This window comes from Cerasicoccus frondis (genome assembly GCA_031296915.1).
Taxonomy (GTDB): Bacteria; Verrucomicrobiota; Verrucomicrobiia; order Opitutales; family Cerasicoccaceae; genus Cerasicoccus; species Cerasicoccus frondis.
Genome location: JAVDPC010000045.1, coordinates 1 through 14,179 on the forward strand (window position 1 = coordinate 1; position 14,179 = coordinate 14,179).

Here is a 14,179-nt window from a genome sequence, read left to right on the forward strand (position 1 = left end):
AAACGTGGCTCCATCAAATTGCCCAAAGAGGTAGTCAATCACCTGGCAGGAGCCAACTACGTTCAAATCCGGCTCACGAGCACCGGCCTGACCCTCACTCCGGTTCATATTTCAGATTTGGGCAAACTCGGCGAAATTCCTGCTGGTATGGGTGATTCGCCATCACAAACAGCAGAATCGCCCAAAAGGTGACCATTAATTCATTGCCCTTTATTAACGATTCAACACTCTCATTATTATGATCGCCAACGTCTACAAACCCAAGCGCAAGAAGAACGGTAAAACCGTTGTGTCCCGCACCTATCGAGGCCGCTATCGTCTTGATGGTGATTTTTCCATTACTGAAGTATCGCTTGGCACTCGCGATAAGCAGGTTGCAGAAAAGAAACTCGCCGCAATCGTCAAGGAGAAGGAACAGGAGCGCGCCGGTATTCTTGCCCCCAAAATTCAGCGGGATTCGGCAGAACGCCTTCTGGCGGAACATTTGTCCGATTTTATAGCCGACTTAAAAACGATGGGACGAAGCAAAACCTATCTTCGCCACATCGAACTTCGCAATAAGCGTCTCTTTGAGGAATGCAGTTGGAAACTGCCCAAGGATGTTGACGCCAACTCCTTCGTCCAATGGCGCTCCAATCAAGCGGAGTTCAGCCCCAAGACATTGAACGAACACCTAAACTCGATTCGCGCTCTACTTAATTGGATGGTGCGCCATGGTAGGGTTTCAAACAACCCGCTTCAGAATGTCGAAAAAGTTGAGTTGAGGGGGCGTCAGCAAATGCGACGTGCCTTTACACCCGAAGAATTCACACGTTTGCTCGAAGTTTCCGGTCGGCGTAAACTGCTCTACCAAACGGCAGCATACACCGGTCTACGACGCGGCGAAATTGCGCAGCTCGACTGGCAGGACGTTCATCTCGATTCTGACAGACCGTTTCTAAAAGTGCGCTCATCGACGACTAAAAACAAAAAGGAAGCAATCATTCCACTGCACCCCAAATTGGCGGTAGCATTGTCAGCCATCAAACCCAATAGCGCTGGACGCGTATTTCCTTCCGCGATTACGGCCAGTAAATGCCTGCCCAGCGACTGTGATAAAGCCGGCATTGAGCGTATTGATTCGCTGGGGCGTAAAGTCGACTTCCACGCGCTGCGCTACACCTTCGCTACCATGATGGCCAAGCAGGGCGTCTCCCAAAGGCTGGCTCAAGAATTGATGCGCCACAGCGATCCGCAACTAACCGCCAAAATTTATACCGATGCCTCCCAGCTACCCACATATGAGGCGGTGACCACGTTGCCTTGGTCTGAGAATGAAACTTCACCCTTGGCTGCGGCAAACCCACAAATAGACCCACAAAAACCAGACTCAGAAGGACTTTTGCTGTCACAAATTGACAATAGCAACTTCACCTTCGAGCTTTTGAATCCGGTTGATGGTCAACCGGTTAGTCTCGTTCTGGCCATGCCTGGCACAGCCAGGCAAATGGTACCCCCCCGGGGACTCGAACCCCGAACCAATTGATTAAGAGTCAACTGCTCTACCGATTGAGCTAGAGAGGCCCAGAACGTGGGAAAGCCGTGGAGAAAACTCAAATCAGCGCGACCACGCAAGAAAAAAGTTTCATTTTTCTGACAAATGTCGGGTTTAACAAAAAACAGGATGAATCAGTTGTCAGGTTTTCCGAAATAGCTAGACTACTGAATCCAAGACATCTGTAAACCCGCTACCCGCATTCATCATGACAACCATGAATCAAACACTCCTCGATGGCGTAGAAACGCCACTTACAATCAATCTGCTTACTGGAGACCCGGATACCAAACGAGAAGAGATCCGCCGTTACTTTCACCAAACTTTCGATATCTACGAAAAGCTTTTTGAGCCAATGAAAGGCCAGGAAGCATACGTTACGCGAGCGGACCCACTGCGCCACCCACTCATTTTTTATTACGGCCACACGGCAGTCTTTTTTATCAATAAGTTAGTGCTGGGCAAATTCCTGAAAGAGCGTTTGGACCCGCATTTGGAGTCGCTATGCGCTGTTGGGGTTGACGAAATGAGCTGGGACGACCTCAACGAGGCGCATTACTTGTGGCCTGACCACCAGCAATTGAAATCTTACCGCGACCGGGTGCGCGCGACGATTGATAAGCTGATTGATGAAACGCCGCTTGAGCTCCCCGTTCAATGGAATAGCCTTTACTGGATTATCATGATGGGTATCGAGCATGAGCGCATCCATCTAGAGACGTCATCTGTGCTGATTCGCCAACTGCCGCTATCGATGCTCGAGCCTGAACACGCGTCTTGGGCAGTGTGCCAGGAAGATGTAAAACCACCCCAGAATGAGCTTCTAGAAGTGACAAGCGGCTCTGTTGTCCAAGGAAAAACACAACCCAGCCAATTCTATGGTTGGGATAATGAGTATGGCCACCTTGAGTCTGAAGTCGCTTCCTTCAAGGCTTCCAAGTATCTAGTCAGCAATGCCGAATTCCGCGCTTTCATTGATGATGGCGGCTACCAAAAGCAGGAGTTCTGGACCGACGAGGGCTGGCACTGGGCGCAATACGATGCTCATGGCATGCCGCGCTTTTGGCGAAGGCGAGAGGATAGCTCCTTTGCTCTCCGCACAATGCTCAAGGAAATTGACATGCCCTGGTCCTGGCCAGCAGAAGTCAACTATCTGGAAGCCAAAGCCTACTGTAACTGGCTGAGCGCCAAGACTGGCAAACCGATTCGACTCCCCAGCGAAGAAGAATGGTACCGCCTGCTCGATTACACAGGCACTCCGGACGTCGATGGCTGGCAAGACGGAGCGCCAGGCAACATAAACTTGGCAGTCTGCGCCTCCTCAACACCGGTCAATCGCTACGAATTCGGCCAAGGCTTTTTTGATGTAATGGGCAATGTCTGGCAGCATACGGAAACACCGATTACCGGTTTTCCAGGCTTCGGCGTTCACCCGCTCTATGACGACTTTTCCACGCCAACATTCGACACGAAGCACAACCTGATCAAGGGAGGCTCCTGGATTTCCACCGGCAACGAAGCCACCCGTGACAGCCGCTATGCCTTCCGGCGCCACTTCTACCAACATGCCGGGTTCCGTTACGTGGAGAGCGAATTGGAAGTCGCCATTAAAGACGACCGTTACGAGACCGATCCCGATGTGACCCCTTACTGCGAAGCCCATTATGGGCCTGAAGCGCTGGGGATAGAAAATTATGCCGAGAAAATTGCTCAGATCTGCTTGGATCGCATGACTAAAAACGAGCGTAATCATGCACTCGAAATTGGCTGCAAGGTTGGCAGAACTTCCTTTGAGCTTGCTGCAGGATTCCAGCACGTGCTCGGGCTCGATCCAACTGCGCGCACGATCCGCATAGGCGTCGAGATGGTTGACAAGGGCTACACGCAATGGGAAATTAAGTCGGAAGGCGAAATCGTCGATTTCCGCCAAGCACATTTAAAGGACATCGGGCTGGACCATGCTCGGAGCAAGGTTGAGTTTATGCAGGCGGACCTCTCCAACATGAAGGATCTCTACCGCGGTTATGACCTAATCCTCCTAAACTGCATATTGGAGCGTTCTTACGATCCAGCCAGATTTTTGGAAAACGTCCACGAACGTATCAACGAAGGCGGGCTTCTCGTGATTGCGTCCACAAACGATTGGGACACGGCCCATACGCAACAGGATAAATGGCTGGGCGGATTTAAAGATGGCACCGGGGAGAACCAAGTCACCATTGATGGTATTCAACAAGCGCTAAAGGGCAATTTCGTCAGCGCTGAGACCGCCATTCAGATCCCCCAAGTCATCCGTCGCACAGCACGGACCTATGAGCATAATCTCGTGCAAGTCAGCTTTTGGCGTAAAGCTTAAGGTTGTATCTTCGTTAGCGGCGCCGTTGTGTTGATGATTCAACATGACGGCGGACAGGACAGTCAATTCGCACAATGATAAACGGCGCAGTTGCGATCACTGCGGAACGCCTTATTTGCCGAAATCTAAGGAACGCTTCTGCTGCCGTGGATGCGAAAGCGTGTCCATACTCATCCGCGATCAGGGACTCGATGAATTCTACAGGCTCAAAACTGGCCTGACGGAGCCCATCAACAATAAGCTGTTTGAGCGGCAGGACTGGACACAACTCGTGCAGCTTGCTCAGACGCGCGAATCCACGGGGCGGGACACGTTACACCTTACGTTAGGTATCGTGGGGGTATCCTGCCCAGCCTGCGCTTGGCTGGCGGAGCAGGCGATTCATGACCATGCTGGCGTCCATACATTACGTATTGCGCCACCTTTTCACTCCGTGGATGTATCCTGGAAATCTGGGCGAGTGGATTTCGTTCAGCTTGCGGAAACGTTACAACGCTTTGGCTTCATCTTAAAGGCGACGCCATTGGAGCCAAAACCGTCTTCGAAGGCTTACCTCGCTTATGGTGCGGTCTTCGGAGTAAACGCCCTACTCTTTCAGTTGCCACGTCTATCCGGAGTGGATCAGGAGTTTGCTTACAGCCGCTTATTCGACCTCATGAGCCTCCTGATGGCTGGACTAGCCGTGATGTCCTGCGGACATTATGCGGCTCGCTGGCGCTCAATCAAACAGGCATCTAAGTCTTGAGGAAAGGGTCAACGACGCGCTTCTCGTCCTCATCTTCATGTCGCCGATAGTTGTGTCGTGCGATGAGGAACGCTTCACCGGATGCGCCGAAGAGAAACAACAAATCATCCGGTTCCTCCAACAAGTTATGGTAAAACGCCTTTACCCCATCAAACCAGGCGTCTGGCATCAGAACCAAGGTCGCCAAGGGCTCAGCAGTATCCACCGAAACCGCTAAAATTTCGGCAAAAATAGCGCCCAGGAACACGCTAAAAAAAGCACAAAGCGCCGCAACGCCGGCAATCGTAACATTACCTCGTCCGCCACAGCCTGCTGACGCCGCTGATCCGACCAAGCCGCCTACGATCAATACCCCCATCCATTCAACTGGATCGAGCAGAGAGAGAAATTCGCGCGGCAGCAGCCAGGTTAAATTATCATAGAGCACGTCGCGTTGGGCTCCGATAAGCAAGTCGATCAACCCCAAGACAAATACCCCAAACACTGCTGCGCCGAGAGCCAAGGCGCCTGCGCCCAATAAACGCATGCCCTCGGACACGGCGCCCCGCATGTGAGATACCGTCGACTCCCGCTCTGCTTCCGGGGCAGGCTTTGGCGCTGGCGGGCGTGTGCGCCCCTTCGGAGCACCAGGTATCCCCCGAGCCTGCAATTCCCGCTCCTTCTCCTCATCTGATAATTTATGGGGACGCTCGAAGGGAGCCCGGGTTTTCCTTGGAGGCTCAGCTTCTTCCTTCTTTTTGGGAATCAAGAAACGTGTAAATCCCTTAAGGGGGGGAGGCGCCGGCTCTGGCTCCTCATTAACCAAATCCATCTCGTCATCAGGCACGTAAGGAGCCAACTCTTCCAAAGTCTCCAGAGGCACATAGCGAGGGAGTTCTGAATTCCAAACTGGAGTGTGGCCTTTCAAGACCCGTCGACGCAAAAGAATCAAGATTTGGTCCCTTGTTACGGGACCGATCTTGTTGCGATCAACCATGTAATACCATTTGTCCGACACCCGCAATAGACCTAATTTATTCGGCAAAAGCCAGTAGGAAGACCTAGCTATTTACCCCAGCATTGATTTCACGAATAGAGATATAAAAGAGAAGCGTAATCCAGATAACTACAGAGAGCAATAACAGGATTAGCTTCAGCGTAAAACCAGAAGTTATGACAAATCACTGATCATGCGTCAAGCGTGGCAAACTGCCCGTTGCACGAGCCAAATCTGCGATAGAAGTGCCGAGGGTATTTTTGGCTGCAATTAAATTGCGACGCGCATCATCTAAATCTTCCTGGGATGTCAGTAGGTCCAACAAGCTGTTAATGCCCGACTCATAGCCAATCGAAATCGCGTCGTAGGCCTCCTGCTGCGCCTCAAAGGCGGAAGTGGTTGAGCTAACCTGCTTGATGGCGGATCGATAGGCGAAAAATGCGGTCCACACTTGCTGCAGCACTTCGAGCTCAACTAAGCGGGAATCTTGCCGCGCAGCTCGCGCCAGTTCACGCTGCTTGTCTATTTCATACCACTTGTAGAACCCTTGAAAGATATCCCATTCCAAGACCAGCGCCGCGACATAATCATTGTATGGGCTGGCGTTATTGCCGCTTAATTCGGCATACTGCATGGATACCTGGGCGCTCAATTCCGGGAATAGATCAGCCCGGGCGGCATCCAGGTTAAACTCCTTCTCCCGAACTGTCGCGTAGGAGGACAGCAGCGTTGGCCGGTTCTGCAGAGCCTCTGCGACAAGGCGATTCACATCAGAGTCGAGGCCCTCAAAATCCGGGAATTCCTCAATCTGCTCAATTTGTAAGTTTTCAGACACCTCAATGCCCATCGATGTGGCCAGCTTCGCGCGGGCAGCCTCGATGTCGGCCTTATCTGCCTCAATTTGCGCTTCAGCAGTTTTGACGTTGGCCAAGGCGCGCAAGGCGTCTTGCTTATTGCCTAGTCCGGACTCCAGCTTTTTCGAGGCGGCATCATAAGTTGCCTCCGTATTGGCTAAAAACGCTTTGGAGGCATCGAGGTTCGACTCAGCCGACCAGAGGTCATAATAGCCCACTAGAACATCCCGGACAACGTCCTGGTAAACCTGGTTAAAGGTATAGTTCGACGCATAGAGCGCTTGCCGTGCTGCATTTGCCTGCGCCTCGCGTTCACCGAAGTTAAAGAGAAGCCAATTGATATCCAGCGACGGCCCATAGGCCGTGGTGTATGTTTTGCCGGGCAGTGGCGCATTTTTCAGCTTCTCACGCTGCACGCTTGCGCCAAAAGTAACGTAAGGGTAATACTCACTGAGGCTTTGGCCATATTCTGATGCACGGGATCGGGCAATCAACCACGTGTAGCGCGTCTCAGGATTATTCGACAACGCAATGTCCACCAAGGCTGGCAAATCCAACTTGGGCAGGCCGACTGACGCTACGGGATTTTCGCCATAACCCGCCACATTCTGCGTGTAATACTTGTCCTTGCCCGCCACGAAGTTGACCGCGTCGATACCAGGGTTGTCCCGCTTCGGTGCACCCGGTTTCGCGTCGGCTGGCGGACGCCAGAGTTCACTGGGGCGAGCGGCGACTTCTTCATCGACATTAACACAGCCCTGAAAGGATAAAACCGCTAAATTCAGTACGCAAACGCCCGCGATACGCCACACCGTGAATGTGCGCGTTGTTGTGCCCGTCAGTTTAATTGCTTGGGTTCTTGCCATCGTCTATACCTTCACGCGCTCCCCTCGCTGGAAGAGTGGAATCTTGTCCGTCACGTGCTTTTCAAACCATTCAAAATACAGGTACAGCGCAGGCGTGACGTAAAGCGTAATTAATTGCGAAACGATCAGACCGCCTACGATGGACGAGCCCAACGGCTTGCGCGCGGCGGCGTCGGCGCCCCACCCTACGGCAATCGGCACTGCACCCAGCAGCGCGGCAGCAGTCGTCATGATGATCGGGCGGAAACGCTCCATACAGGCCTCGTGCACGGCTTCTTCCGGCGTGAGCCCCTCATCCTGCCGCATGATGGCGAAGTCGATCATCATGATGCCGTTTTTCTTCACGATGCCCATAAGCATGAACATGCCGATCATCGCGTAGAGCGAGAGCTCCTGGCCGAGCAACAGCAGCGTGGCCAAACCACCAACCACCGCAACCGGCAGTGCGGTCAGCACCGTTATCGGATGCACCCAGCTTTCGTAGAGGATACCGAGGATAACATACATGACGAAGACAGCGACAATCGCCATCAGCAACATGCTCTTAATCGTTTCCTCAAACATCAAAGCTTGGCCCTGAAAGCTCGTTTGAATGTCTGGCGTGACCAGCTCCTTGACCTTGTTTTTCACAAAATCGTTCGCTGGGCCAATCGCCTGGCCTTCCTTAATATTGTAGTAGATCGTGACCGAACTGAAATTATTAATGTGGTTCACCGCGAGCGGGCCCACGTCTTCCTTGAAAGTCGCAATCGAGTTGAACGGCACCAGATTGTTTTCAATGTCGAAGACATCGGAGTTCGAGGTAAACAACTCGCTCTGGTTGAAGGCCGATTGGAAATACAAGGTCGTCAGGTCATTGACGTCCGAGCGGAACTCCGGCGCGGCCTCCACAATCACCTGATACTGCTGGAAAGGCGATTTAATGAGGTAGCTGTAATTCAGCGAATAAGCGTCCTTGAGCACGGTCGAAAAGGTATTCGCGGTCACGCCATAGGCGCTGCCCAAGGGGCGGACCAGATCCAGCTCGACCTGTGGGTTGGTCAGGTAGAGGTCACTAATCACCGACGAGAAATACCCGCTCTCATACATCGCGGCAACCAGCTTTTCCGAGGCTTCATAGACCTTGTCCGTATCGAGGCCGGACAGGCTGTAGGCGTAGTTACCGAGCGTCGTAGAAGTCGCCCCGGTGGAGATTTCCAGCGAGGGATTCGGCTGGATGCCGGGCATGATGCCGGGGATACCCGCCAACGCCGTTTGCAGTTGGGTATTCACCTCTTCGATCGGCGGTCGTTTATCCACATCGATCAGCGAGATAAACGTCAGAATCCAGTTACTCTGGGCAAAGCCGGCGACGCCGGAAACGGTCACAAAATTCTCCACGTAGGGATTCTGTTTCATGACCTCTTTGATCTGCTTTTGGTATTGCTGGAGGTCCTCAGGTGAGGCTCCAGTATCGGCAATGAAGGCCCCCTGGATAAAGCCACTGTCACCAATCGGAATGAATGTCTTGGGGACGATAATCAGAAAATGAATCACACCTGCCATGCATAAGAACCAGGTAACAGCCGAGATCCACTTATGCTTGAGGAAGAACCGCAGGCTCGGGTCGTAAATGTTCAGACAGGCCTTTTCCAGACGGTTGGCGACCTTCTGCATGAAGGTTTCATCGCCCTCCTCGTGAGACTTCAGCATGCGGGCGCACATCAGCGGGGTCAGCGATAGCGAGACCAGGCCGGACATAATGACCGCCACGGTGATCGTGATGCCGAACTCGCGGAAAATACGTCCCATCAAGCCGCTCATGAACACCAGCGGAATAAACACCGCTGCCAGAGAGAGCGTCATCGAAAGAATCGTAAAACTGATCTCCTTCGCCCCCTCCAGTGTGGCCTTCATCGGGTCCTCGCCATAGTCCTCCATGCGGCGGACCATGTTTTCCAGGAAGACGACCGCGTCGTCCACGAGGAAGCCGATCGAGAGCGTGAGCGCCATCAACGACAAGTTGTCCAACGTATAGCCAAAGAGCTTCATCACCACAAAGGTGAGCAGCAGCGCCATTGGCAGTGCGACAGCGGGGATAATCGTATCCCTCGCGCGTCCGAGGAACAGGAAGATCGTGCCGCAAACCAGCACAAATGCGATCAGCAGCGTTTCCTCAACGTCCTTCACCGAAGCGACAATCGTCTTCGAGCGGTCGTAAATAATGCTCATCAGCAGCGACTGCGGAATCTCCTGCTGCAGCTGCGGCAGCATCGCCTTCACGGCGTTGGCGATCTCCACATCGTTCGCGCCGTCGGCCTTTTGCACCGCCAGAACCACGCCAGCTGGATTGCCCTCAATGAAGTCCGCCCAGTAGTCCAGGCGCAGGTCTTCCGCCTGCAAGCCATCGACCGCCTCACCGATGTCGCGCAGATAAATCGGGCGCTCGTTCTTCACCGCGACAATAATGTTATTGTATTCTTCAGCGGTGCTCAGCTGCGTGTTCGGCTGGATGGTGTAATTCGTGGTCTTCCCCTTGAAGACACCGGCCCCGAGCAAATTCGTGTTCTCCTGAATCGCCTGCGTCACCTGATCGAAAGTCAGGCCGCGATTGTAGAGTTCATTCGGATTCAGCTGCACTTCGACCGCGCGCTTGGAACCATAGACATCGACTTGGGAAACGCCATTAACCAACTGCAACCGTTGCGCGATCTGCGTAAAGGCGTAGTCGTAAATATCGCCCTCGGTCATGGTCTCCGACACGAGGCCAATGTAGATTACCGGCTGCGCATTGGGATTCGTCTTCTGATAGGTCGGCGGGCTGGGCAAATCCGTTGGCAGATTGCCCTGCGCTCGGGTAATAGCCGACTGCACGTCCGTCGCCGCCGAGTCGATGCTCTTGCTCAGATCAAACTGCAGGATGATGTTCGAATTGCCCTGCGTATTGCTCGAGGTAATCAGCTCGATGCCTTGGATTTGCAGAAACTCCTGCTCTAGCGGCGAGGCCACGTTGGACGCCATCACCGTCGGGCTTGCGCCCGGATAATTCACCTGCACTTGAATCACCGGGTAGTCGACGTTGGGCAAGTCGCTAACGGGCAGATTCAGATAGGACCAAACGCCGAAGATTGCCGCCGACAACGCCAGCAACAGCGTCATCACGGGACGTTTAACAAAAGGTTCGGATAGCGAGCCAGCCATAATAGAGTCCGGTTGGGCCGGTTACTTGCTGTCGCCCTCCGAAGAGCCGGACTGCGCCTTGCCCTTCTGCGGCTCACCCGTCGGACTGCCGGTTTCTAGGTTGAGCAGGTAATTCTCCTCTTTCTCGGTGAGCACGCCGTGCTCCTTGAGCGCTTTCAAAAGCTTGGGCGGAAGGCGGCGGCTGTCTTCGATCTGCTTGATCTCCTCCGGCGAGGCCTTCTTGTATTTCTTCAACATGTCGACCACGGGCTGGATCAGCGCGGGCGGCAGCTTCACGTCCGCCGGGTTGCCATCCACGACGACGATTTCCATGCCGTCACGCAGGAAGTTCAGGCCTTCGCCGACCAACTTGTCACCGGGATTAACGCCACTTTTAATGACGACCGTGCCGTCCTCCTGCGTTTGGCCGATTTCGACGTTTTTCAAGTGGACGATGCCCTTCGCTTCATCGATTACAAACACGTAGCGTCCGTTCTGGCCGATGCCCACGCACTGCGACGGCGCAAGGACTGCGTCCTTTAATTCCTTGAGAATCACCCGGACGGCGAGCGGTTGATTCGGCCAGAAAAAACCATCTTTGTTCTCAAAAGTAGCCCGTAAATTGACAGTGCCGGTCTCAGTGTCGACCTCATTACCCAGAATTGTCAGCTTACCCGAGCGCTTCTTGTCCGGCGATGCAAGGTAGCTGGCCACGATTTCCAGCTCGCCGCCAGCTTCGTTGAAGTACGAACGCACTTCCTCAAACTTCTTTTCGGGCGCAATGAAGTCCACGTAAATGGGATCCATGCGTAAAACAGTCGCCAATGTCTCACCTCCAGCCGCACTGACCACGTTACCAATATCGACCAAATAAACGCTGGCCATGCCATTGATCGGCGACCGAATGTCTGTGTAACCTAAATTAACTTCGGCGGCGAGTAATTCCCCTTCGGCCTGCTCTAAGGCGCCGCGATTCGACTCAACTTCAGCTTCGAGCGATTGATAATCCTGCTCGGAAATCAACTTTTGCGGCACCAGTGGGCGATTGCGCTCCAGATTCAGCTCATTGATCGCCAAAGCTGATCTAGCCTGCTTCACGGCGCCCTCGGCTTCTTTCAAAGCCGCCTCATAGGGAGGCTTATAAATCGTGAACATCAAGTCGCCTTGCTTGAGCATGGCGCCCTGCTCGAAATGAACCCCCATGATCTGACCGTTCACCTGGCTGACAATATTCACGCTTTCGTAAGCTGTGGCTCGCCCCAAGGTATCCAGATAAAGTGGAACCGTCCCGGTCTTCACCTCCTGTGCTGTCACCGTCCGCGGTGGGGGGCCTTTGGGCTGGATAGGCTCTGGGCCACATCCACCAAGTAACATGCTCAAGCCTGCAACCAAATATGCAAACCGTAGCGAATAACCATGCTTCCGATCAAAACTCATGCGTAGTAGCCAGTGTTAAATGCCCGTAGTATCGACTATGCCAGCAGACTGTCAACTGAGCACTAAACGTTCGTTCGAAAAAGTAGAGTAAAAAGTCTCAGGAAAAACCCTCCAAAAAGAGATAGCGCTAAATAGCTTGTTGCGTCGCTACCTGCTGCTCATTGCGGTGGATTCCGAACTGAACAGATAACGGTCAAATATCGACTCCCCCCTCAAAGCGATTGAGAAGAGCTTCGGGATGTGTCGAAGTGTCTCAGAGCCATTGAACTGACCATACGGCAACTGATCAATACTCGTCGCCAATCGAGAAATTGACACCCTTGATTCCAGCAAGTGAAACGGCGTCCATCACCTTGATGATTGTCTGATGGCTGGCGCCATCTGCTGGCGCAATGGTCACCAAAGCCTCGACCTGATTGGCGTCACTGGCTTCTTTGAACCGAGTCAGCATGCCTGCCAGTTCCACAAATCGGGGCGACTGCGGCGTATCATAGGCGTATTCATTGACGATAACCTGGCCCTCGTCGCTGACTTCGATGATCTGCTCATCCGGCATTTCCAGCGGCTCGGTCTGCTCGACCGTTCCCGGAAGCTGAAAGGAAATGTCCGCCTCTTGTTTTTGCAGCGTGGCGGCGACCATGAAATAAATTAGCAGCAAAAAAACGCAGTCGATCATCGGCGCGATCGGAATCGACACTTTTTCTTCCGGTTTCTTTTTGAGCTGCGCCATGGAATTACTTCTGGTGTGTGGCGTAAATGACTTCGTAAGCGCCCGCTTCCGAACAAATTTTCAGCACGTCTTTGATGTCCTTGTAAGCCGTCGCCTGGTCCGCACGAACGGTCACTTTAAGGCGAGGATTCTGCTCTAATGAGGACTTCAGCGTGGCCTTAATTTCATCCTTGGAAACCGCGCGTTCCCCCAGGTAGGCCTGCCCGCTAGCGTCCACGGTCACCACGCCACGGTCGGACAAATCCTCAGCCACATCGCTTTCGATGGATTCCGGCAAGGTGACTGGTTTGGCTTTATCCGCCTGCGCCAATGTACTCACACACATAAAAAAAACGAGCAGCAGAAAAACCATGTCAATCATCGGCGCCATTTGGAATTCCTCCTCGGGTCGTTCGGATCGATGTAGTTTCAATGCCATAAACGCCTAAGGCATCATTCATGCCAACAAGGTCAAGCTTTCGCAACGTTGCTCAATAATCGTCACCCTGTTGTTACCCGATGAGTCCGTGGGGGCTATTTGTCAATTTTCTGCTTCGCAAAGGAACCGCTTGCCTTAAACTGCAGCGCGATGGGACATGCGCACCACGATCACGGCGGCCACTCACACGAAGGGCATTCACACTCGGCCAAGGGAATTCCCAAGCAACGCCTACTCCAGGCTCTGGGCATTAGCCTGATTATTACGGCGGCTCAAATCGTCGGCGGCCTCATCTCCGGCAGCCTCGCCCTCATGTCTGACGCCCTGCACACGGCAACCGACGCCGTAGCCCTGCTCGCAAGCTACATCGCCGTTAAACTCGGCGAAAAGCCGGGCACGCTCAAACACACCTTTGGCCTGAAACGCGCAGAAATTGTCGCGGCTGCGATGAATGCCGGCGTCTTAATCGGCATTAGCCTCTGGCTGCTATACGAAGCAGCGTTGCGATTCATCACCCCTGACAACGTGAAAGCCGACTGGATGATCGGCGTGGCGCTAATTGGCCTGATCGCCAACATCATCAATGCGATCCTGCTGCAGAAAGGGGCCAAGGACAACATCAACATGCGCTCAGCCTACCTGCATGTGCTTAGTGACGCGGTTGTCAGCGTAGGCGTCATCCTCGGCGGCTTGGCGATACTGTTCCTCGGCGCGGGCTACACCTGGATAGACCCCCTGCTCACGGTGGCCATTTCCCTATGGCTAATCAAGGAAAGTTGGGAAATCGTCGAAGAGTCCATCCGTATTATCATGATGGGCGCGCCGCCCAACATCAATGCCCAGGAAGTCGCGGACTCCATCAAAGAAATCGATGCGGTGCGCGATGTTCATCATCTGCATATTTGGTCGCTCAATGATCAAACCATCCACTTCGAAGCGCACATCGACATCGACGACCGCATGGTCAGCGAATGTGGTTGCCTCGCAGATGAAATCGAAGACCTCCTCCACGATCAGTATGAGATCACGCACGCCACACTTCAGTTCGAGAGCGGGCGTTGTGAGAATGCGGACCTGATCCGCGTGAAGGACGCCGATTAATCG

At 53.4% G+C, this 14,179-nt stretch carries 11 protein-coding genes and 1 tRNA gene; 4 read left to right on the plus strand and 8 right to left on the minus strand.

Translation table 11 applies throughout. The annotated features are described in order from the left end of the window. Positions 1-94 precede the first annotated feature (94 nt). On the minus strand, positions 95-484 hold the full coding sequence (locus RBB63_RS22395) for a hypothetical protein (RefSeq protein WP_309387577.1): 390 nt from the start codon (positions 482-484) through the stop codon (positions 95-97). A gap of 294 nt (positions 485-778) precedes the next feature. Between RBB63_RS22395 and RBB63_RS23675 the strand changes: the two genes are divergently transcribed. Next, the gene (locus tag RBB63_RS23675; RefSeq protein WP_425503939.1) at positions 779-1,525 is read left to right on the plus strand and encodes a tyrosine-type recombinase/integrase; all 747 of its coding nucleotides are present in this window, start codon (positions 779-781) and stop codon (positions 1,523-1,525) included. Here RBB63_RS23675 and RBB63_RS22405 read toward each other — a convergent pair. Beyond that, positions 1,488-1,563: transfer RNA gene (locus RBB63_RS22405), tRNA-Lys, on the minus strand. The two genes, RBB63_RS23675 and RBB63_RS22405, sit on opposite strands and share 38 nt — an antisense overlap. Positions 1,564-1,742: 179 nt before the next feature. Here RBB63_RS22405 and ovoA point away from each other — a divergent pair. Both ovoA and RBB63_RS22415 read left to right on the plus strand, forming a co-directional pair. Beyond that, a complete protein-coding gene (gene ovoA, locus RBB63_RS22410) occupies positions 1,743-3,890 on the plus strand; it encodes a 5-histidylcysteine sulfoxide synthase (protein ID WP_425503938.1) in 2,148 nt (715 codons plus the stop codon). A gap of 43 nt (positions 3,891-3,933) precedes the next feature. Beyond that, positions 3,934-4,635 (plus strand): heavy metal translocating P-type ATPase metal-binding domain-containing protein, encoded by a 702-nt coding sequence (locus tag RBB63_RS22415; RefSeq protein ID WP_309387583.1) that lies wholly within the window; start codon positions 3,934-3,936, stop codon positions 4,633-4,635. Here the strand turns inward: RBB63_RS22415 and RBB63_RS22420 are convergent. The 6 genes from RBB63_RS22420 to RBB63_RS22445 all read right to left on the minus strand — a co-directional run bounded on the left by RBB63_RS22420 (position 4,625) and on the right by RBB63_RS22445 (position 13,075). Next, a complete protein-coding gene (locus tag RBB63_RS22420) occupies positions 4,625-5,611 on the minus strand; it encodes a hypothetical protein (protein WP_309387607.1) in 987 nt (328 codons plus the stop codon). The genes RBB63_RS22415 and RBB63_RS22420 overlap by 11 nt on opposite strands. A 184-nt stretch (positions 5,612-5,795) precedes the next feature. Then, positions 5,796-7,331: a TolC family protein gene (locus RBB63_RS22425; RefSeq protein ID WP_309387584.1), complete on the minus strand. Its 1,536-nt coding sequence runs from the start codon at positions 7,329-7,331 to the stop codon at positions 5,796-5,798. A gap of 3 nt (positions 7,332-7,334) precedes the next feature. Next, positions 7,335-10,511, minus strand: a complete 3,177-nt coding sequence (locus RBB63_RS22430) for an efflux RND transporter permease subunit (RefSeq protein WP_309387585.1) — start codon at positions 10,509-10,511, stop codon at positions 7,335-7,337. Between the two features lie 21 nt (positions 10,512-10,532). Then, a complete protein-coding gene (locus RBB63_RS22435; RefSeq protein ID WP_309387587.1) occupies positions 10,533-11,927 on the minus strand; it encodes an efflux RND transporter periplasmic adaptor subunit in 1,395 nt (464 codons plus the stop codon). Positions 11,928-12,213: 286 nt separating this feature from the next. Next, positions 12,214-12,657 carry an ExbD/TolR family protein gene (locus RBB63_RS22440; RefSeq protein ID WP_309387588.1) on the minus strand — a complete coding sequence of 148 codons (444 nt, stop codon included), beginning with the start codon at positions 12,655-12,657 and terminating at the stop codon, positions 12,214-12,216. Between the two features lie 4 nt (positions 12,658-12,661). Continuing rightward, positions 12,662-13,075, minus strand: coding sequence for an ExbD/TolR family protein (locus RBB63_RS22445; RefSeq protein ID WP_309387589.1), 414 nt, complete (start codon positions 13,073-13,075; stop codon positions 12,662-12,664). A gap of 150 nt (positions 13,076-13,225) precedes the next feature. On the opposite strand from RBB63_RS22445, the gene RBB63_RS22450 reads away from it, so the two are divergent. Continuing rightward, positions 13,226-14,176, plus strand: a complete 951-nt coding sequence (locus tag RBB63_RS22450; RefSeq protein ID WP_309387590.1) for a cation diffusion facilitator family transporter — start codon at positions 13,226-13,228, stop codon at positions 14,174-14,176. Positions 14,177-14,179: the final 3 nt, after the last annotated feature.